Source organism: Pseudonocardia sp. Ae717_Ps2, assembly GCF_001932475.1.
GTDB lineage: Bacteria > Actinomycetota > Actinomycetes > Mycobacteriales > Pseudonocardiaceae > Pseudonocardia.
Window position 1 is genome coordinate 5,631,806 of record NZ_MCIS01000001.1, and the last position, 18,313, is coordinate 5,650,118.

Below are 18,313 nucleotides of genomic sequence, written 5' to 3' on the forward strand. Positions count from 1 at the left end.
GTGATCACGCCGAGCACGGCAGGTCTCACGCACGAACACTCACGACAGAGGAGTCCAGTGTTCCCGCAGAGCGAATCCCCACCCGTCCCCGTGAGGTCGGGCACGCGCCACACCCGTCGGGTCGCCACGGCGAGCTTCGTCGGCACCGCGATCGAGATCTACGACTTCAACATCTACGGCCTGACGGCGGCGCTGATCTTCGGTCCGCAGTTCTTCCCGACCTTCTCGCCCGTCGCGGGCACCCTGGCCGCCTTCGTGACCTTCGGCGCCGGGTTCATCGCCCGGCCGCTGGGCAGCGTCGTCCTCAGCCACCTCGGTGACCGGGTCGGCCGCAAGTCCACGCTGGTCGCGTCGCTGGTCATCATGGGTGCGGCCACGTTCCTCACCGGGCTGCTGCCCACCTACGCGGTGATCGGCGTCTGGGCACCCGTCCTGCTGGTCGTGCTGCGCCTGGTGCAGGGCTTCGCGGTCGGCGGGGAGTGGGGCGGTGCGGTGGTGCTGGGGGTCGAGCACGCCCCGACGCACCGGCGCGCCTTCTTCGGTTCGTTCACCCAGATGGGCAACCCGGTCGGCATCGTCCTGGCCTCGCTGACCTTCGTCCTGCTGACGACGTACCTGCCCGCCGACGTGTTCAGCTCCTGGGGCTGGCGGATCCCGTTCCTGGCGAGCATCGTGCTGATCGGCCTCGGCATGTGGGTGCGGCTCGGTGTCGCGGAGAGCCCCGACTTCACCGCCGTGCAGCGCTCCGGCGCCATCAGCCGCTCGCCGGTCCGGGACCTGATCATTGACAACTGGCGGGAGATGCTCCTGGGCGGTCTGTCGTCCACCGCCGCGCCCACCCTGGGCTACCTGATGTTCGTGTACATGCTCGCGTACTCCAGGCAGGCCCTCGGGCTGCCCCCGACGTACGTGCTCTGACTGACCGTCGCCGCCGGTGTGGTGTGGATCCCGCTGGTGCTGGTCACCGCGCGGCTCGCGGACCGCATCGGCCGCAGACCGGTCCTCCTCGGCGGGCTGATCGGCATCGTCGTGTGGGCCCTGCCGTTCTTCGCCCTGGTCAACACCGGGTCACTGGCCGCGATGATCGTCGCCTACCTGGGCGGCGTGATCGCCGTCTCGTTCGCCACCGGCGCACAGGCCGCCTTCATCGCGGAGCTCTTCCCGGCCCCGGTGCGCTACAGCGGGACCTCGATGGCCTATCAGATCGGCTCCATCCTCGGCGGTGGCGTGGCGCCGATCGTCTTCGCCCTGCTCTACGCCAGGAGCGGCTCCTCGACCCCGATCGCCGGCTACCTGCTGGCCACCGCCGCGGTCAGCCTCGTCGCCACCTTCGTGCTGTTCATCAGGGGCAGTGCCCGCAACGGCGGGACCGCGTCGACGCGCCCCGAACCCACACCCGCAGTGGAGGGAACTGCCGATGCGCACTGACCACGATCCGACACCCGCCCCCGACCACCACGACGTCGTGGTGGTCGGGGGCGGCCCGACCGGCCTGAGTGCGGCCATCGGTCTCGGCCGCCTCGGGGTGCGGACGCTGCTCGTCGAACGGCGGGCGACGACCTCGTACCACCCGCGAGGGCACGTGGTGAACGGGCGCTCCCTCGAGATCTTCCGCAGCTGGGGGGTCGCCGAGGAGGTGCTGGCGGCGGGTCTGCCGCGGGAGCGCAACCGCGGCAGCGCATTCGTCACCCGGCTCGCCCACCCCGAGTTCGGCGCGCTGGTCACCCACGGCCACTCCCCCGAGTTCGACCGTGAGGTGGCCGGTTACGCGCCGCACGTCAAGAGCTCCTGCCCGCAGGACGTGTTGGAGCCGATCCTGCTCCGGGCCGCCTCGGCCCTCCCGGCCGTGGACGTCCGGTTCGGCACCACGGTGCTCGGTGTCGATGACATCGACGACGCCGAGGCCGCCGACGACGCCGTCACCGTCCGCCTGTCCGCGGACGGAGGATCCGAGTCGGAGGTCAGGGCCCGGTTCGTGATCGCGGCCGACGGAGCGGCCAGCCCACTGCGCGACCAGCTCGGCGTGCGGCTGGAGGGCCCGGAGCGCCTGGGCGCGCAGATGGGCATCTACTTCCACGCCGACCTGTCGCGCTACGTCGCCGACCGCCCCTACCTGCTGTGGTGGGTCTACAACCCCGAGACCACCGGCGTGCTCATCACCCTCGACGGCCGCCACCGGTGGACCTACAACTTCGCCTACGACCCGGCCACGACCGAACCCGCCTCGTTCACCCCCGAGCGCTGCGTGGAGATCGTCCGCGCCCTCGTCGGCGACCCCGATCTCGACGTCGACGTCCGCAGCGCCCGGCCCTGGCAGATGCAGGCGCGTGTCGCCACCCGGATGCGCGTCGGGAACGTCTTTCTCGCGGGCGACGCCGCGCACCCGCTGCCGCCCACCGGCGGGCAGGGGATGAACACCGGTGTCGGCGACGTGCACAACCTCGCGTGGAAGATCGCCGCGGTGTTGCGGGGGCGGGCCGGCCGGCACCTCCTGGACACCTACGAGGAGGAACGCCGTCCGGTCGCCCGGTTCAACGTCGACCAGAGCCTCGCCAACGCCGAGCGGATGGCGCGCGCCGGGCTCGGCGGGATGCTGGAGAACGACCTCGACTTCGTGGCCCGTGTCGAGACGCTCGACGACGCCGAGCTCGGGCCGGTCCGGGCGGCGATCGCCGAGCAGCGCGAGCACTTCGAGTACTACGGCCAGGTGTTCGGCATCTCCTACGAGTCACCCGGGATCCGGCCGGACGGGACCGAACCCGTCCCCAGCCCCGTCGGCCGCTACCTCCCGGTCGGGCGGCCCGGCGCGCGTGCCCCCCACCTGTGGCTCGACCCCGAGCACACCCGCTCCCTGCAGGACCTGTTCGGCGCCGGTTTCGTGCTGCTCACCACTGCGGCCGGGAAACAGCGGTGGACGGCACCGGACGAGGTCGACGTCGTCGCGGTGGGAGCCGAGGCGCGGCACGCCGGCGTCGAGGACGACTTCCGCACCGTCTACGGCATCGGCGCCGACGGGGCCGTGCTCGTCCGCCCGGACGGGCACATCGCCTGGCGCGCACCCGCGTTCGATCCCGCGATCGACCTGAGCGACGTGCTCGACCACCTGCTGCTCCGCCAGCCCGACCTCATGGAGGCAACCGCATGACCTCGACCGACCAGCACACAGGGGCGGCGCGCACGCTGCCGGACCCGACCGTCGCCCGGCCCCCGGTGGGGCTCGCCCACGTGGTGTTCCGCACCAACGACCTGCCGCGGATGCGGGAGTGGTACTGCACGGTGCTGGGCGCGCACCCGGTCTTCGACAACGGCAAGCTCGCGTTCCTGACCTACGACGAGGAGCACCACCGGGTGGCCCTCATCGCCACCGGGCCGTACCCCGTTCCGAGCGACGAACCACAGGTCGGCTTCTACCACTCCGCCTTCACCCATCCCGATCTCGGCGCGCTCCTGGCCACCTACCGCCGGCTGCGGGACGCGGAGATCCTCCCCGTGCGCGCCATCCGCCACGGTCCGACCGTGTCGCTGTACTACCGGGATCCGGACGGCAACCACGTGGAGCTGCAGGTCGACAGCTTCGCGACCGCCGACGAGGCGACGGAGTGGATGAAGGGGCCGGTGTTCTCGGCGAACCCGATCGGCACCCTGTTCGACCCGGAGGAGATGGTCGCCGACTACGAGCGCGGCGTCCCGTTCGAGGTCCTCGTCCGGCGCGACGACGACCCCGTGCCGACCTCCTGACCGCGTCCAGGGCGCCGGGCCGACGCCAGGCGGCGATGTCGGGGACCGTGGGGAGGAGGTCACCCGCGGCAGGCTCACCGCCCGTCGGGAACGCGAACAGATCACCCGCGGCGATGCCGCACGGCTGCTGGGCCTGCCGGCACGGCTCCCCTGACGACTCGCGTGCGGTGCGCGCGCGGGTCGGCCCCCTCGTAGCGGGCCTGACCGAAGCCGGGAAGCACCCCACCGAGCGCAAGCCTCCCCGCCAGCACCTCCGCGACCCGTCGCAACCGCCGGAACCTCCGTCGGACCGGCGTCGGCAGCGCTCCGGGTCCTCCTCGGCCTGCTCGGCAAGGACCTCGGCGAGTTCCAGCGCTTCGCCCTCCTGCAGGTCGCTCTGGTGGCGCTGGCGATGACCGGCGTCGTGGCCGCGACGGGAGTCGTCTCCTCGTCCTCGTGACGACCGGTGAGCCGGCCGGTTCCTCGTCGCGCCCTCTCCGCGAGCCGGATCGGGCCCGCGTGGCACGAGGCCCGAGTGACGTAACCGGACAGACGCATCGATTTACGCCTCCGCAACGCCGCGCGCCTATCTTCGCATCCGAGCTTGGATCCAAACTCGGATGCAAACAGCGCAGAGCGTGAAGGAGGAGAACGCACATGGTCGAACCGACTGCTCCTGGCATCCACATCGCGGGCCTCGGCAAATCGTTCCGCGTCGGCCGCGGGGAGGTGACCGCCCTCGACGGCGTCGACCTGCAGTCCCGTGCGGGCGAGTTCGTCACCCTGCTCGGCCCCTCGGGCTGCGGGAAGAGCACGATCCTCCGGATCCTCGCGGGTCTCGAACACCAGTCCACCGGGGTCGCCCTCGTCCACGGTGAGACCCCCGCGGACATGCGCCGTCACCACCATCTCGGGATCGCCTTCCAGGAGCCGGCTCTGTTGCCGTGGCGGACGGTGCGCACCAACATCGGCCTCCCGTTCGAGCTGACGCGGCGTCCGACCGACGATGCCCTCGTCGATGACCTGATCGAGCTCGTCGGGTTGACGGGGTTCGAGGACGCCAGGCCCGCGCAGCTGTCGGGCGGGATGCGGCAGCGCGTCGCGATCGCCCGCGCGCTCGTGGTCGAGCCGCGGGTGCTGTTGCTCGACGAGCCCTTCGGCGCCTTGGACGACATGACGCGGCAGAACCTCAACGTCGAGCTCCTGCGCATCTGGACCGAGCGGCCGGCGACCACGCTGATGGTCACGCACGGCATCTCCGAGGCGGTGTTCCTGTCCGACACCGTCGTGGTGATGAGCGCCCGCCCGGGACGGGTCCAGCAGGTGGTGCCGATCGACCTGCCGCGGCCACGGACCCCGGAGCTGCTGCGCACGCCCGAGTTCCACTCCTACGTCGACCGGCTGTCGTCGCTGCTGTTCGGACTCGACACCCCCGGTCAGGACCTGATCGGCGCGGCGACGAGGGAGACCGAGCGATGAGAAGCCGTGCCCTGGGCACCGCCGGGACCGTGGCCGTGTTGCTGGTGTGGCAGCTCGTCGGCATGACCGGGCTCCTCGGCCCGGCGATCGCCCCGCCACTGGAGATCGTCGCGGGTATCGTCGACGACGGGGTCGCGTTCTACGCCCTGCACGTCCCGGTGACGCTCGCCTCCGCTGTCGTCGGCTACCTCTGGGGCAACCTGGCAGCGATCTGCTGCGCCGCGGTGGTGATGACCGTCCCGGCCGTCGAACGGTTCGTGCTGCAGATCGGCATCGCGTCGGCCTGCATCCCCCTCGTGGCCATCGCCCCGATCCTCGCCGCGTGCTTCAACGGACCGGTCACCTCAGCCGTGATGGCCGCCGTGTCGGTGTTCTTCACGACGCTGGTCGGCACGATCAACGGCCTGCGCCGGACCGATCCGGCTGCTCTCGACCTGGTCCGCGCCTACGGCGGGGGCCGGTACCTCGTCCTCCGCAAGGTCCAGCTCCGCTCCGCGCTGCCCGGCGTCCTGACCGCGCTGAAGATCGCGGTCCCGGCCGCGCTCCTCGGCACCGTCATCGGCGAGTTCATGGGACAGGAACGCGGTCTCGGAGCAGCCCTGGTCGTGGCGCAGCAGTCCAGCGACGTCGTTCGCACCAGCGGCATCACCCTCGTCACCGGCGTGATCGCCGGTCTCGCCTTCGCCGTCGTCGGCTGGATCGAACGGGCGACGACGCCGTGGGCCCCCAGCACCGCGGGAGCCTCCGCATGACCGCGACCAGCGCCCCCGCGCGCTCCTGGGCCCGGGTCGGCACCGGCACCCCCGACACCCGCACACGGCGCGCCCTGGTCGCCGGTCTCGCCCGGACGACGTCGACGCTGGTCGGAGCGACCGTCGCGATCCTGGTGGTCTGGACGGCCTTCGTCAGCCTCGTCGACGTGAGCCCGTTCGTGGCCAAGACCCCGCTCGACGTCTGGCGCTACCTGTTCACCGACCCCACGGCCGCGGCGAGCCGGGCCGGCATCGGCGCAGCGCTCGTCGTCACCCTCGGCGACGCCGCCCTCGGGTTCGGACTCGGTCTGGTCCTCGCCGCCGCCGTGACCGTGCTGTTCCACTTCTTCCGCACGGCCGAGAAGATGCTCACGCCCACGATCTCGGCGCTGCATGCCATCCCGATGGTCACCGTCGCACCGATCCTCGTCCTGATCTTCGGACGCGGACCGTTCGGGGTCGCGGTCATCGGCGCCGCCATCGTGTTCGTGCCGGCGATGCTCACGATGCTGCAGGGCATCCGCTCCGCACCCCGGACCGACCTCGACATGTGCGCGGCCTTCGGGGGATCCAGCTGGTCCGCGTTCGCCCGGGTCGCCCTGCCCCACGCCGTGCCGACCTGGTTCGCCGCCGCCCGTGTGGCCGTGACCAGCTCGGTGGTGGGTGCGCTCCTGGCCGAGTGGCTCGCCAGCGGCGAAGGCCTCGGCGGACAGATGCTCCGCGACGCGAACGAGTTCGAGTTCGCCCGGCTCTGGGCGTCGGTCGTCGTCCTCACCGTGGTCTGCGTCCTGATCTACCAGCTCGTCGGTCTGCTCGAGACGTTCGTGACCGCACAGATGGGGGTCACCCGGTGAACCCCTCCCACCCCATCAGGAATGGATCCCTCATGTCCTCCCAGCTCGGCCGCCGTGCATTCCTCCGTCACGGTCTCACCGTCGGAGGACTGGCCCTCGCCGCTCCCGCCGTCCTCACCGCCTGCGTCTCCGGTGGCGACGGCGACGGCTCCCGCTTCGGAATCGCCTCGCAGCGCCTCGCCTGGGTCAAGAACACCCAGTTCGCCGGCAGCTATCTCGCCGACCGCAACGGCTACTACGTGCAGGAAGGCTTCTCCGGCGCCGATCTGGTGTCCGGTGGCCCGACCGCGCCGCCCATCGAGTCGGACGTGCTGAGCCGCACCTTCACCGGGGTGTCCCAGGTCCCCATCGTCGGGTCCGCGGTTGCCAAGGGTGCCCCGCTGAAGATCATCGGCGCGGTCTACGCCCGGAACGCGAACTGCATCATGTCGATGGGAGCCAGCCCGATCGAGACCCCGCAGGACCTCTACGGAAGGACCATCGGCTGCTCCTCGTCGAGCGAACCGGTCTGGCGCAACTTCGTCGCCGCGCTCGGTCTCGACGCCTCACGCATCACCACCGTCCCCGTGCAGGGCGATCCCATCGGGATGACGACCGGGGAGATCGACGGCTACGTCGGGTTCGTCAACAACCAGGTCGTCGACCTGCGGGGCAAGGGTTTCGACATCCACGCGATGCTGCTCGCCGACGTGGGGTTCCCGCTCGTCGGCCAGACCTACATCACCACCCAGGACGTACTCGACAACGACCGGGAGAAGGTCAAGGCCTTCCTGCGCGCCGAGGTCCGCGGCTGGAAGGACGTCCTCGCCGACCCTCAGCACGCCACCGACCTGACCGTGAACGACTACGGCCGGACCCTCGGCCTGGACCCGAGGACCACCCTCGATGCCTGCATCGCCGGCAACGAGCTCATCCGCACCGGCGAGCCCGGCCAGCGCGTCATCGACATCTCCGACGCCACCGTCGAGGCGAACGTGCGGGCCATCGCCGCGGGCGGGCTCGATCTGAGCCCCGACACCCTGTTCGACCTCGGTCCGATCCGCGAGGTCCACCAGGAGGACCCCGCTCTCGCCCTCGCCTGACCCACCCGAGAAGGAGATCAGCACATGTCTGTGCCCCACGACCTGGTCGTCACCGGTGGGACCGTCGTCCACCACGACGGCCGCCACCGCCACGACGTCGCCGTGCGCGACGGCCGCATCGTCGCCGTCGGCACCGACCTCGACACCACCGGCGCCACCGTCGTCGACGCCCGCGGCCTGCTCGTGCTGCCCGGCCTGATCGACATGCACGTGCACCTGCGCGAGCCGGGTATGACGGAGAAGGAGGACTTCGCCAGCGGCACCAGTGCCGCCGCCGCCGGGGGCGTCACCACCGTGGTCGACATGCCCAACACCTTCCCGCCCGTCGCGACCGCCCAGCGCTACCGCGACAAGCTCGACCTGGTGCGCGGCAAGGCCTACGTCGACTTCGGGCTGTACGGCATGATCGACCACGACAACGCGGGTGAGATCGCCGGTATGGCCGAGCTCGGTGCCATGGGGCTCAAGCTGTTCATGGGACAGACGACCGGCGACAACCGCTGCCCGGACGACGCCGCCATCTTCCGCGGGCTCGAGGCCGCCGCCGCCGCCGACCTGGTCGTCGGTGTGCACGCCGAGAACGACCACCTCCTACGGCTGTTCGGCGAGCGGCTCCGCGAGTCCGGCCGTACCGACCCCCGCGCCCACCTGGAGTCCCGGCCCGCGTTCATCGAGGTCGAGGCGATCACCCGCATCGTCACCATGGCCACCGAGGCCCGCACCAAGCTGCACATCCACCACCTCTCGACCCGCGCCGGCCTGCAACGGATCGTCGACCTGCGCGCCGAGGGCCACCGCGTCACCGTCGAGAGCCTCGTCTCACACCTGGTGCTCGACGACGGCGCCTACGACACCCACGGCAACCTGGTGAAGCTCAACCCCCCGATCCGGCCCGCCGCCGACGTCGAGGCGCTCTGGGCCGGCATCACCCGCGGCGACATCGACATCATCGCCACCGACCACGCCCCGCACACCGCAGCCGAGCAGGCCGAGACCGACGTGTGGAAGGCCTACGGGGGCTTCATCGGTGTCGAGACCATGCTCCCGCTGCTGCTCACCGCCACCACGCGGGGAGCCCTCGACGTCGAGGACATCGTGCGTCTGTGCGCGTACACCCCGGCCCAGCGCTGGTCGATCCCGTACAAGGGGCAGATCGCCCCCGGCTTCGACGCCGACCTCGTCCTCGTCGACCCGACCGAGGAGAAGCCCCTCGACGGGGCGAGCCTGCACTCCCGGCATCCCGTGACCCCCTACGACGGGTGGGTCCTCACCGGCTCCGTCGTCGCCACCTACCTGCGTGGCGGACTCGTCCACGACCGGGGAGAGGTCGTCGGCCCGCCGAGCGGACGCCAGGTCGTGCCCCGCCGGGGGTCCGGCCTGCGGCCGGTGGACGCCCCGGTCCCCGCCCTGGGCACAATGCTCACCGTGCCGACCCGGGAGCTGGTGTGACGTCCCCGCCGATCACGCTGCTGGGCCACGACGGTGCCGCGACCCTGCGGGCCACCGTCGCGCACTGTCTCGACGAGAGCCCCACGCCCCACCGGCCGCCGGGCCCCGTCACGATCGCCGGTATCGGCACCACCGCACCGCACGCCCTGCAGGGCCGGCTGCTCCTCGACGCCCTCGCGGCCCGCGGACTCGTCGTCTCCGCCACCACCCCCGTCGACGGCCCACAGTCCCTGCTCACTGCCCCGGGCTGGGATCTCGCCCTCGTACTCAGCCCGTGGAAGCGCGACGTGGCCACGGCGGTAGCTGCACTGAGCCCGTCGGCCGAGGCCACCGGCGTCGTGGACACCGTCGTACGCGGCGGCGCGGGCGAGGCACTGGGGGTCAACACCAACAGCTGGGCCGCCCAGGCCGCGATGGAGACCGTGACCGGCGGGGCCGTCCCCCGGACGGTCCTGGTGCTCGGCTCCGGCGGGTCCACGCACTCGGTCGCGCTGGGGGTGCGGCGGGCGTGGCCCGGGACCCGACTCGTCGGTACCGCCCGCCGCCCCGAGGCCCTCACCGGGTGGGCCACACAGTTCGACGCCGAGGTCCTCGCCCCGGCCCGGCTCCGGACGGCGTTCGCGGACGACGCGCCGACCCTGGTCGTCAACACCACCACCTGGGGCGAGACCGACGCCTCCGAGAAGGACCCCTTCGCGTTCCCGTTCGCCGAGCTCCTCGCCCCCGGCAACGCCTTCTTCGACCTCAACAACCGGGTCTCGACACTGCAGACCGACGCCCTCCGGGCCGGGATGAGCGTGATGTCGGGGACCTTCATGCAGCGCGCCACCAACTCGTGCCGGGCCGCACTCCTCGCCGGGGCCACACCATGACCGGCGCGCACCGGAACAGCAGCGCTCCGAGCGCCCGCGAGCGCGTGTACCTCTACCTGCGCCAGCAGATCACCACGGGCGAGTACGGGCCCGGCATCCGCCTCGTCGAGGAGCAGATCGCCGAGGAGCTCGGCGTGAGTCGGACCCCCATCCGGGAAGCACTGCAGCGCCTCACCAGCGAGGGCCTCGTCGAACGGGTCCGTCGGGGCCAGCTCGTCGTCGTCCGGATCGACGACACCGCCCGCGCCGAGCTGCACGAGCTGCGCATCGCCTTCGACCAGGTCGCCGCGAGCCTGCTCACGCAGAAGGTCGGCAGCGTCGACTGGGAGAGCCTGCACGCGCTGCTCGACCCCCTCGGCCACGCCGCCCGCGAGTACGGCATCGGCAGCCCGCAGTACGGCATCGCCCACCTGGACCTGCACGTCGCGATCAACCGGGCCGCATTCTCCCCGGTCACCTCGGCCTTCCTCGAACGACAGGCCTTCCTCCACCCGACCGACGACTACGTGCAGCAGAGCGGCCACGAACCGGTCGCCCAGCACCGCGACCTGCTCGACGACCTCGCCAGTGGTGACCTCGACAGGGCGCAGACCGCGATGCGCGTCCACGCACTGCGCGGCCACGGCAACACCACGCTCTCCTGAGCGCCCCGCACCGTCGAAAGGCACCTCCATGTCCGACAGCGTCCGCATGTTCGTCAACGGCCAGGCCATGAGTGGTGGCCCGCTGCACGACGCCCTCGCCGGCGCCCACTTCCTGGGCCCCGTCCGCACCGCCCCCGACTACCGCTTCTTCTCCTTCGACGACGTGTTCCCCGGTATCGCGCCCGTCCCCGACGGTGGCTGGTCGGTCCCCGGCGAGATCTACGAGATCTCCTACACCCAGCTCCGCCGAGACCTGCTACCCCGCGAACCGGCCGAGCTGGAGCTGTCCGTGATCGAGCTGGAGGACGGGACCGGCTCCCTGAGCATGGTCTGCCGCACCCTGCCCGGCGCCACCGACGCCGTCGAGATCACCGCGGCCGGTGGGTGGCGGGAGCACCTCGGCGCCGTGTCCACCGCGCGCTGACCGCGATGCTCGTCGCCGGGGCCGATCCCGGCCTGGCCACCCACTCCCTGTGGTGCACCCCGGACACCGTCACCTCGACCCCGTGGGCGCCGAAGTGGCCCGCCGACGGGGACACGATCGCTTCGAGAAGGCGATGCTCCGAAGCCAGAGCGACCGGGAGGTCACACACCGCGTTCAGGGAGTTCAGAGGACTTGTCAGATGCCGGACCGGGCCCCTGACCTGTGGAGCCGCCTTGGGGAGTCGAACCCCAGACCTACGCATTACGAGTGCGTCGCTCTAACCGACTGAGCTAAGGCGGCGTGGTGCATACCCAGTGTACCGATCGGCCCCCGACGCTCCCGCAGCCCCCCGGGTCACCCCGAGAAGGGGAACCGGGGCCCCGGGTCCCACGGCCCACCGTCGTAGCGCCACAGCGCCACGCCGGGGACGCCGGCGTCCCACGGTTCGAATCCGGCGACCAGGTCGTCGTACAGCGCGCGGGCCGCGATCGGGTCGACCTTGTTCTGGACGGTGACGTGCAGGTCGGACTTCCCGGCGTCCTGCCGGGTGAGACGGGATCGCCACCGCTCGGCGACATCGCGGCGCAGCGACGTCAGCTCGGGGCAGTCGAGGGTGAACGCGACACCGCGGCCGAGCAGGCGCAGCCCGGTGACACGGGCGGTCATCGGGGGACGGTCGGTCGCGGCGATCAGGTCCGCGGTCAGCTCGACGACGGCGTCGCCGGGCAGGGCGTGGAACAGCGTCAGGTGCGCGGCCAGGTGGTTGCGTCCGGCCGGGAAGTGCCGTTCCCGCAGGTCGTCGAAGCGGGTCCGGGTGGTGTCGTCGAGCTGGGCCGTGAGGATCAGCGGCCGGTCATCCACGGTGCAGCGCGGTCATCATCGCCTCGACGGCGATCCGCGGCTTCACGTTCTGCTCCAGCGCGTCGCGGCAGGCGAGCACCGCCTCCAGCCGGCGCAGGCTCGACTCCGGGCCCCACTCGGCGGCGGCCACCCGGATCTCGCGGTCGCGGTCCGGGTTGGTCAGCGGCACCGTCGCACCGGTCGCGGCGACGATCGCGTCCCGGTAGAAGCCGGCGAGGTCGACCAGGGCCCGGTCGAGCGCGTCCCGCTGCGTACGGGTGGCGCGGCTCTTCTGCCGCTTCTCCAGATCCCGCTCGGCCGCCTTCGCCGAGCGGGCCGCCGCGGCGGCGCCCTTGCCGGTGCCGCCGGCCCCCATCGCGACCGCGAGCTCCTCGCGCTCGGACTCGTCGCGGGAGGAGCGCAGCTCGTCGGCCTCGGCCTCGGCCGCGCGGATCAGCACGTCGGCGTGGAAGAACGCGTCGCCGAGGCGACGGAGCTTCGTCGGTACGCCGAGGATCTCCTCGCGACGGGCACGGGCCTGCGGGTCGCGGGCGAGGCGCCGCGCCCGGCCGACGTGGCCGCCGCACACCGACGCGGCCCACCGGGCCTGCTCGGGATCGATGCCGTCGCGGTCGCGCAGCACCCCGGCGACGGCGTCGGGCGCCGGGCTGCGCAGGTGCACCATCCGGCAGCGCGACCGGATCGTGACGGGCACGTCGTCGGGATGGTCGGACGGCGCGCAGAGCAGGAACACCGTCTCCGGGGCCGGCTCCTCGACCGCCTTGAGCAGCGCGTTCGACGCGCCCTCGGTGAGCCGGTCGGCGTCGGCGATGATCACGATCTGCCATGTCCCGGTGGCGGGCTTGCGTGCGGCGAGCTGCACGAGCGAGCGCATCTCGGCGACCGAGATGGACAGTCCCTCGGGGACGATCTCCCGGACGTCGGAGTGCGTGCCCGCCATGACGGTCCGGCAGGCCGCGCACTCGCCGCAGCCGTGGTAGCGGCACTGCAGGGCGGCCGCGAAGGCGCGCGCGGCGTTGGACCGGCCGGAGCCGGGCGGGCCGGTGAACAGCCAGGCGTGGGTCATCGCCGACGGGTCGGATGCCGCCGCGTCCAGCTCGGCGACGGCGGCGGGCTGGCCCACCACGTCGTCCCACACACTCACGACGATCCCTCCTCCGTCATCTGCCGGCGCGCGACGACGCCGACCGCCGCCGCCAGGACGCCCGCTCCGGCGAGCACGAACCGCGTGCCGTCGACCAGCAGCGCGGTGTCGCCGACGGTGACCGTCCGGGTCGCGACGACGCCGACGACGACCGGCACCACCGACATCGCCCCCAGCAGCACCAGCCGGACCAGGGACTGCACGAACGCGTTGACCCGGCCGCGGATCCCGTCGGCGACCTCGGTGCCGATGATCGTGAGCCCGGTCAGGAAGGCGATCCCGGCGAACGCGCCGACGACCAGCACCGCGGCGATCGCCATGAACAGGTGCACCGCCACTGCCACGACGACGAGCGACACCCCGGCCCCGACGATCGCGCTGCCGAACAGCCGCCGGTGCGGCACCTGCCGGGCCAGCACCGGGCCGACGGCCATGCCCGCGGCGAGTCCGGCGAAGACCGACGCGAACAGGATCGAGTACGCCGCGTCCCCGCCGCCGAGGCTCGACGCGTAGAGCTTGGCCGTCGCGATCACGGTGCCGCCCGCGGTGAACGCGCCGACGACCCCGACGACCAGCCCACGCACGAGCGGGGTGCGGACGACATAGGTGTAGCCGTCGCGCAGCAGGTACAGCAGCGACGGCGGGGCCTGCTGCCGCTCGGCCTCGGTGGCCCGGCCGGAGATCTCGGGGATCGCGAAGTACACGACCAGCGCCGAGAGCAGGAACGCGAACCCGTTGAGGCACAGCGCCGCGTAGACGGTGGTCTCCTGGTCCGCCCCGAACATCGGGCCGGCCTTGCTGACCAGCGCGAACAGCCCCGCACCGCCGACGACCGCGACGCCGTAGGTCACCAGCAGGCCCAGCTGCGCGGCGCTCTCCATCTGCGCCGGGCTGCGCAGCAGGTTCGGGACGGCCGCGTCCTTCGCCGGGATCCAGAACATGGTGCACAGCTCGAGTAGCAGGGTCACGACCAGCAGCCACCACAGCTGCCCGACGAACGGGATCGACAGCAGCAGCACGAACTTCGCGAGATCGCAGGTCACCATGACCTTGCGCCGGTCGAAGCGGTCGGCGAGCACGCCGGCGAGCGGCCCGAACAGCAGCGACGGCACCAGCTTGGTCGCGACGACCCCGCCGAGCGCGAAGCTCTGCGCGGTGAACCCGGCGCCCGCGGTGAGGTGGGTCGCCAGCGAGGTGAGTGCCAGCAGCGCCAACCACTCGCCGGTCGCGGTGACCGCGGTGACCGACCAGAGCCTGCGGAAGGCGGGGATCGCGAGGACCGACGTCAGGCGGTGCGACGACGTCGACGACGGGGTCGTGATCGCGGCTCACCTCCTCGCCCGGTGCGGCGTGCGGATCTTCAGGCTAGACGGGGCCACCGACGGCGACCGCGGGACCTCAGACGATCGTCGACAGTGTCTGGACCAGGATCACCAGGTAGATCAGCACGAAGACGATCGTGAACACCCGCGCTCCGACCCGGCCGCGGGTGAGCCGGGAGAAGCCGAGCAGGCCCTCGTCGAGGTCGACCGGGGGCCGGGCGGACACCGCGGGCGGCCGGTAGACCGTCCCGACGGGTTCCTCGCCGCCGGAACGGGGTCGGCGCGGTGCGGGCAGCCGGGGCACCGGGCCGGTCGGGGACCGCCGGGGCACGGGCGGGACCGGCGACGACGGGGCGGGCGTCACCGGGCGGCGGGGCCCGGGGACCGAGTCGTCCGCGTCCTCGTCCGGGGTGGGGATGGCGGCGGGGCCCGGCCTGCGGCGCCGGACCGCGGTCAGGGTCCGCCGGGTGGGGCCGTCGATGTCGGGTCCGCCCGCAGCGGGCTGCTCACCGTCCGAGGACGGGTCGGGGTCCGGCCGGTCCGCGGGCGCGTCCTGCGCCGCCCCGGCGGGGCCCGCGGGGTGGGCACCTTGCTCCCGGGCCCGCCGGTCCGCCTCGCGCTCGGCGACCAGCCGCGCCACGCCCCAACGCCCGTCGTCGGCGGGGGCCGGCGCGGGGCGGCTGTTCCTCCACCGCACGGCCATGACGGCATGCTAGGCCGCGACCAGCGGTGACGCCTGCTTCCGACGGGGTATGGCGCGCGGTGCCGCCCGGCCGGGTGACCCGGCCGGGCGGAGCGTCACCCGCCGTCGGGCGGGCGGTTCCCCTCGTCCGGCCGGCCCGGCGGCGGGCCGGAGTCCGGCGCGGGCGCCGGAGCCGGGCTGCCCGGGGGCGGCGGCGGAGCGGGCACCGACCCGCTGCTGACCTGCAGGGTCACCTGCTCACCCGGGAGCGCGGCACCGCGGGGCTCCTGCCCGACGACCGTCCCCTCGGGAGCGTTGTTGTCGACGGTGCGGGTGGTGACCTGCCATCCGGCGCCCTCCAGCTCACCGCGGGCGTCGCTCACCGACCGGCCGACGACGTCCGGGATGCGCGACTCGGCGCCGCCGTCGAGGTAGCGCGGGTCGGTCGGCGGCAACGGGGTCGGCGGGGTGTTCGCGACGAGCGGGCCCACCGCGCCGTACCAGGTGCGGGCCGGGGTCTTGCCGCCGAAGATGTTGCCGTTCCCGCAGGCGAAGGGGGCGCCGCCGCCGTCGCAGAGGGGTCGCGGCCGGTTGGAGTTGTCGAAGGTGATGACCGCGCCGGCCATCTCTGGGATCGCACCCATGAACGCGGCCGACTTGTGCTGCTGGGTCGTCCCCGTCTTGCCCGCCATCGGCCGGGTCCAGCCCGCGGCCCTCGCCGCGGCGGCGGAGGTGCCGGCGACGTCGTCCTTGCTCAGGCCGGTGACCAGGGTGTTCGCCAGCGCGGGATCGACGGCCTGCTGGCAGGGCTCCTCGGTGATCGGGACGGGCTTGCCCTCGGCGTCGGTGATCGAGTCGATCGGCGTCGGCGGGCACCACTTGCCCTGGGAGAACAGGGTGGCGCCGACGTTGGCCAGCTCCAGCACCGACGTCGGGGTGACGCCGAGCGTGAACGACGCGAGCCGCTGGTCCTTGATCACCTCGGCGATCGAGCGGTCGGTGCGCTTGCCGGTGCCCGGGTCGACGAACGGCGTCGTGGCCAGCGACTTCATGCCGAGCCGGACGGCCATGTCGACCACGTCCGGCACCCCGGTGAACTCCTCGAGCTTGATGAACGCGGTGTTCGGCGACTGCGCGAGCGCATCGGTGAGGCTCATCCGGCCGGGGTAGTTGCCGGCGTTCGCGACGGGGACGGGGCGGCCGCTGCCGTCGACGTAGATCGGGGAGGCGTAGCCCGAGGGCGGCACCTGCATCGAGTAGTTGATGCCGAGGCCCTTCTCCAGCGCGGTGGCCGCGGTGAAGATCTTGTACGTCGACCCGGCACCGAGGTTGACCGGCTGGTACGGCAGGCCGTAGCTGGTCTCCTCGGCGTCGGCGTTCAGGCCGAACGTGCGGCTCGACCCCATCGCGAGCACCCGGTGCTTGTCCTGGCCGGGCTGCACCAGCGACATCACGTTCGCGACGTTGGGGGTGTCCGGCGGCACCTCCTTGTCCAGGGAGCGCTTGACCTCGGTCATCGCGCGGCGGTCCAGGGTGGTGCGGATGGTGTAGCCGCCGCGCTGGATCTGCTCCTCGGTGAAGCCGGCCTCGGTCAGGTACTGCGTCACGTACTTGCAGAAGAAGCCCATGTCGCCGGCACCGATGCAGCCGTTCGGCACCCGCACCAGCGGGTTCGCGACGCCGAGCGGAGCGGCCATGGCCTGCTTCGCCTGGGCGTCGTCGATCATCTGCTGCTGGCGCATCTGGTCGATCACGACGTTGCGCCGCTGCAGCGCGGTCTGCGGGTTCTGCACCGGGTCGAACTGGGTGGTCGAGCGGACCATCCCGGCGAGCATCGCGGCCTGCGGGACGGTCAGCTTGTCCGGCGTGGTGTTGAAGTACGTGCGCGCCCCGGCGGCGACGCCGTAGGAGCCGTTGCCCAGGAAGACGATGTTGAGGTAGCGGTTGAGGATCTCGTCCTTGGACAGCTGGCGTTCCAGCTGCAGGGCGATCCGCGCCTCCTTGAGCTTGCGGGCCGGTGTCTGCTCGGTGGCCTTGAGCCGCTCGGCCTCGCTCGTCGCGTCGACGTAGAGCATGTAGTTCTTGACGTACTGCTGGGTGATCGTCGAGGCACCCTGGACGACGTCGCCGGACGCCGAGTTCGCGACGACCGCGCGCAGCGTGCCCTGCCAGTCGACGCCGTCGTGCTCGTAGAACCGGCGGTCCTCGATGGCCAGCATCGCGCCCTTCATCGCGGTCGAGATCTGGTCGTTCGTGACCTCGGTGCGGTTCTGGTCGAACAGGTAGGCGATCGGGCGGCCGTCGGAGTCGGTGAGCGTCGTCGTCAGCGGCGGGCGGGTGCCGACCAGGTCCGCCGAGCTCGAGGTGACGCTGTCACCCGCCTCGTTGGACAGCATGCCGAGGCCGCCGACCAGTGGGAAGGCCATGCCCGCCGTGATCACACCGAGCAGGACGCACAGGCCGGCGAGGACGCCGAGCGGGCGGAGCAGACGCCGGGGGAACCTCACGGGACCAGCCTACGGGCCACGGCGTCAGGAACCGGTCAGGCCGACACCCCCCGGGTTGCGTAGTTTTGCGCGCTGACCCGGACACCCTCCGCGGTCGAGGATCGACGCATCACGTCGCGGGCCACCGGGCCCGCACCGGCCCGAGAGGCGACCCGATGCTCGACACCCTGCGTCCCGTCACCGGCAGGCCCCGCCTGCGCCCCGCCGTCGTCGTCCGCGCCTGCACCGCGGTCTGGAACTGGCGGTCGGCCGCACGCTGCCGCACCGAGGACGCCGAGAACCTGTTCGTCACCGGCGCCGACCAGCGCGAGGCACGCGAGTTCTGCCTGTCCTGCCCGGTCCGCACCGAGTGCCTCGCGCACGCACTGGACCACCAGGTCGAGTTCGGTGTGTGGGGCGGGATGACCGAGCGGGAGCGCCGGGCGCTCCTGCGGCGGCGCCCGGACGTGCGCGACTGGGCCGCGCTGCTCGGACGCGCGCGCTCCGACCACTACGCCGGACGCAGCAGGAGCGCCTGACCCGAT

The 18,313-nt window shown here is 72.4% G+C and carries 18 protein-coding genes and 1 tRNA gene; 13 read left to right on the forward strand and 6 right to left on the reverse strand.

Going from position 1 to position 18,313, the window contains the following annotated elements; genetic code table 11:
* The first annotated feature begins 90 nt into the window (after positions 1-90).
* The 12 genes from Ae717Ps2_RS39345 to Ae717Ps2_RS26015 all read left to right on the forward strand — a co-directional run bounded on the left by Ae717Ps2_RS39345 (position 91) and on the right by Ae717Ps2_RS26015 (position 11,273).
* Entirely contained in the window at positions 91-918 is an 828-nt protein-coding gene (locus Ae717Ps2_RS39345) for an MFS transporter (RefSeq protein WP_233147681.1), read from the forward strand.
* Positions 919-1,428: an MFS transporter gene (locus Ae717Ps2_RS39350; protein WP_139318892.1), complete on the forward strand. Its 510-nt coding sequence runs from the start codon at positions 919-921 to the stop codon at positions 1,426-1,428.
* Complete coding sequence (locus tag Ae717Ps2_RS25970; RefSeq protein ID WP_075309511.1) at positions 1,418-3,145, forward strand: FAD-dependent oxidoreductase; 1,728 nt, start codon at positions 1,418-1,420, stop codon at positions 3,143-3,145. Before Ae717Ps2_RS39350 ends, Ae717Ps2_RS25970 begins: the two co-directional genes overlap by 11 nt.
* Positions 3,142-3,738, forward strand: coding sequence for a VOC family protein (locus Ae717Ps2_RS25975; protein WP_075309509.1), 597 nt, complete (start codon positions 3,142-3,144; stop codon positions 3,736-3,738). The genes Ae717Ps2_RS25970 and Ae717Ps2_RS25975 overlap by 4 nt, the downstream gene beginning before the upstream one ends.
* A 636-nt stretch (positions 3,739-4,374) precedes the next feature.
* The gene (locus Ae717Ps2_RS25980) at positions 4,375-5,196 is read left to right on the forward strand and encodes an ABC transporter ATP-binding protein (RefSeq protein ID WP_060713942.1); all 822 of its coding nucleotides are present in this window, start codon (positions 4,375-4,377) and stop codon (positions 5,194-5,196) included.
* Positions 5,193-5,948 (forward strand): ABC transporter permease, encoded by a 756-nt coding sequence (locus Ae717Ps2_RS25985; protein WP_075309507.1) that lies wholly within the window; start codon positions 5,193-5,195, stop codon positions 5,946-5,948. Before Ae717Ps2_RS25980 ends, Ae717Ps2_RS25985 begins: the two co-directional genes overlap by 4 nt.
* On the forward strand, positions 5,945-6,802 hold the full coding sequence (locus tag Ae717Ps2_RS25990) for an ABC transporter permease (RefSeq protein ID WP_139318891.1): 858 nt from the start codon (positions 5,945-5,947) through the stop codon (positions 6,800-6,802). Before Ae717Ps2_RS25985 ends, Ae717Ps2_RS25990 begins: the two co-directional genes overlap by 4 nt.
* A 32-nt stretch (positions 6,803-6,834) precedes the next feature.
* Positions 6,835-7,884, forward strand: a complete 1,050-nt coding sequence (locus Ae717Ps2_RS25995; RefSeq protein ID WP_075333990.1) for an ABC transporter substrate-binding protein — start codon at positions 6,835-6,837, stop codon at positions 7,882-7,884.
* Between the two features lie 24 nt (positions 7,885-7,908).
* Positions 7,909-9,333, forward strand: coding sequence for an allantoinase AllB (gene allB / locus Ae717Ps2_RS26000; protein ID WP_083695380.1), 1,425 nt, complete (start codon positions 7,909-7,911; stop codon positions 9,331-9,333).
* A complete protein-coding gene (locus tag Ae717Ps2_RS26005) occupies positions 9,330-10,205 on the forward strand; it encodes a hypothetical protein (protein ID WP_075309501.1) in 876 nt (291 codons plus the stop codon). The genes allB and Ae717Ps2_RS26005 overlap by 4 nt, the downstream gene beginning before the upstream one ends.
* Complete coding sequence (locus Ae717Ps2_RS26010; RefSeq protein WP_075309499.1) at positions 10,202-10,849, forward strand: GntR family transcriptional regulator; 648 nt, start codon at positions 10,202-10,204, stop codon at positions 10,847-10,849. The genes Ae717Ps2_RS26005 and Ae717Ps2_RS26010 overlap by 4 nt, the downstream gene beginning before the upstream one ends.
* A gap of 28 nt (positions 10,850-10,877) precedes the next feature.
* Positions 10,878-11,273, forward strand: a complete 396-nt coding sequence (locus tag Ae717Ps2_RS26015) for a gamma-glutamylcyclotransferase (RefSeq protein ID WP_075333991.1) — start codon at positions 10,878-10,880, stop codon at positions 11,271-11,273.
* Between the two features lie 223 nt (positions 11,274-11,496).
* Here the strand turns inward: Ae717Ps2_RS26015 and Ae717Ps2_RS26020 are convergent.
* From Ae717Ps2_RS26020 to Ae717Ps2_RS26045, 6 genes are all read right to left on the reverse strand, one after another.
* A tRNA-Thr gene (locus tag Ae717Ps2_RS26020) sits at positions 11,497-11,573 on the reverse strand.
* Between the two features lie 54 nt (positions 11,574-11,627).
* Entirely contained in the window at positions 11,628-12,134 is a 507-nt protein-coding gene (locus Ae717Ps2_RS26025; RefSeq protein ID WP_075333992.1) for a 2'-5' RNA ligase family protein, read from the reverse strand.
* Positions 12,127-13,278 (reverse strand): DNA polymerase III subunit delta', encoded by a 1,152-nt coding sequence (locus tag Ae717Ps2_RS26030; RefSeq protein WP_083695382.1) that lies wholly within the window; start codon positions 13,276-13,278, stop codon positions 12,127-12,129. The genes Ae717Ps2_RS26025 and Ae717Ps2_RS26030 overlap by 8 nt, the downstream gene beginning before the upstream one ends.
* Positions 13,275-14,600, reverse strand: coding sequence for an MFS transporter (locus Ae717Ps2_RS26035; RefSeq protein ID WP_083695383.1), 1,326 nt, complete (start codon positions 14,598-14,600; stop codon positions 13,275-13,277). Before Ae717Ps2_RS26035 ends, Ae717Ps2_RS26030 begins: the two co-directional genes overlap by 4 nt.
* Positions 14,601-14,676: 76 nt before the next feature.
* Positions 14,677-15,303, reverse strand: a complete 627-nt coding sequence (locus tag Ae717Ps2_RS36400) for a hypothetical protein (protein WP_139318890.1) — start codon at positions 15,301-15,303, stop codon at positions 14,677-14,679.
* A gap of 95 nt (positions 15,304-15,398) precedes the next feature.
* Positions 15,399-17,789 carry a penicillin-binding protein gene (locus Ae717Ps2_RS26045; protein ID WP_233147683.1) on the reverse strand — a complete coding sequence of 797 codons (2,391 nt, stop codon included), beginning with the start codon at positions 17,787-17,789 and terminating at the stop codon, positions 15,399-15,401.
* A 155-nt stretch (positions 17,790-17,944) separates the two neighbouring features.
* Between Ae717Ps2_RS26045 and Ae717Ps2_RS26050 the strand changes: the two genes are divergently transcribed.
* A complete protein-coding gene (locus Ae717Ps2_RS26050; RefSeq protein WP_082375646.1) occupies positions 17,945-18,307 on the forward strand; it encodes a WhiB family transcriptional regulator in 363 nt (120 codons plus the stop codon).
* Positions 18,308-18,313: the final 6 nt, after the last annotated feature.

What these genes read in the sequence shown, in the direction of transcription:
- Ae717Ps2_RS25970 (WP_075309511.1), top strand. Translation starts at nt 1,418, where the DNA reads ATGCGCACTGACCACGATCCGACACCCGCCCCCGACCACCACGACGTC.
- Ae717Ps2_RS25975 (WP_075309509.1), top strand. Translation starts at nt 3,142, where the DNA reads ATGACCTCGACCGACCAGCACACAGGGGCGGCGCGCACGCTGCCGGAC.
- Ae717Ps2_RS25980 (WP_060713942.1), top strand. Translation starts at nt 4,375, where the DNA reads ATGGTCGAACCGACTGCTCCTGGCATCCACATCGCGGGCCTCGGCAAA.
- Ae717Ps2_RS25985 (WP_075309507.1), top strand. Translation starts at nt 5,193, where the DNA reads ATGAGAAGCCGTGCCCTGGGCACCGCCGGGACCGTGGCCGTGTTGCTG.
- Ae717Ps2_RS25990 (WP_139318891.1), top strand. Translation starts at nt 5,945, where the DNA reads ATGACCGCGACCAGCGCCCCCGCGCGCTCCTGGGCCCGGGTCGGCACC.
- Ae717Ps2_RS25995 (WP_075333990.1), top strand. Translation starts at nt 6,835, where the DNA reads ATGTCCTCCCAGCTCGGCCGCCGTGCATTCCTCCGTCACGGTCTCACC.
- allB (WP_083695380.1), top strand. Translation starts at nt 7,909, where the DNA reads ATGTCTGTGCCCCACGACCTGGTCGTCACCGGTGGGACCGTCGTCCAC.
- Ae717Ps2_RS26010 (WP_075309499.1), top strand. Translation starts at nt 10,202, where the DNA reads ATGACCGGCGCGCACCGGAACAGCAGCGCTCCGAGCGCCCGCGAGCGC.
- Ae717Ps2_RS26015 (WP_075333991.1), top strand. Translation starts at nt 10,878, where the DNA reads ATGTCCGACAGCGTCCGCATGTTCGTCAACGGCCAGGCCATGAGTGGT.
- Ae717Ps2_RS36400 (WP_139318890.1), bottom strand. Translation starts at nt 15,303, where the DNA reads ATGGCCGTGCGGTGGAGGAACAGCCGCCCCGCGCCGGCCCCCGCCGAC.
- Ae717Ps2_RS26050 (WP_082375646.1), top strand. Translation starts at nt 17,945, where the DNA reads ATGCTCGACACCCTGCGTCCCGTCACCGGCAGGCCCCGCCTGCGCCCC.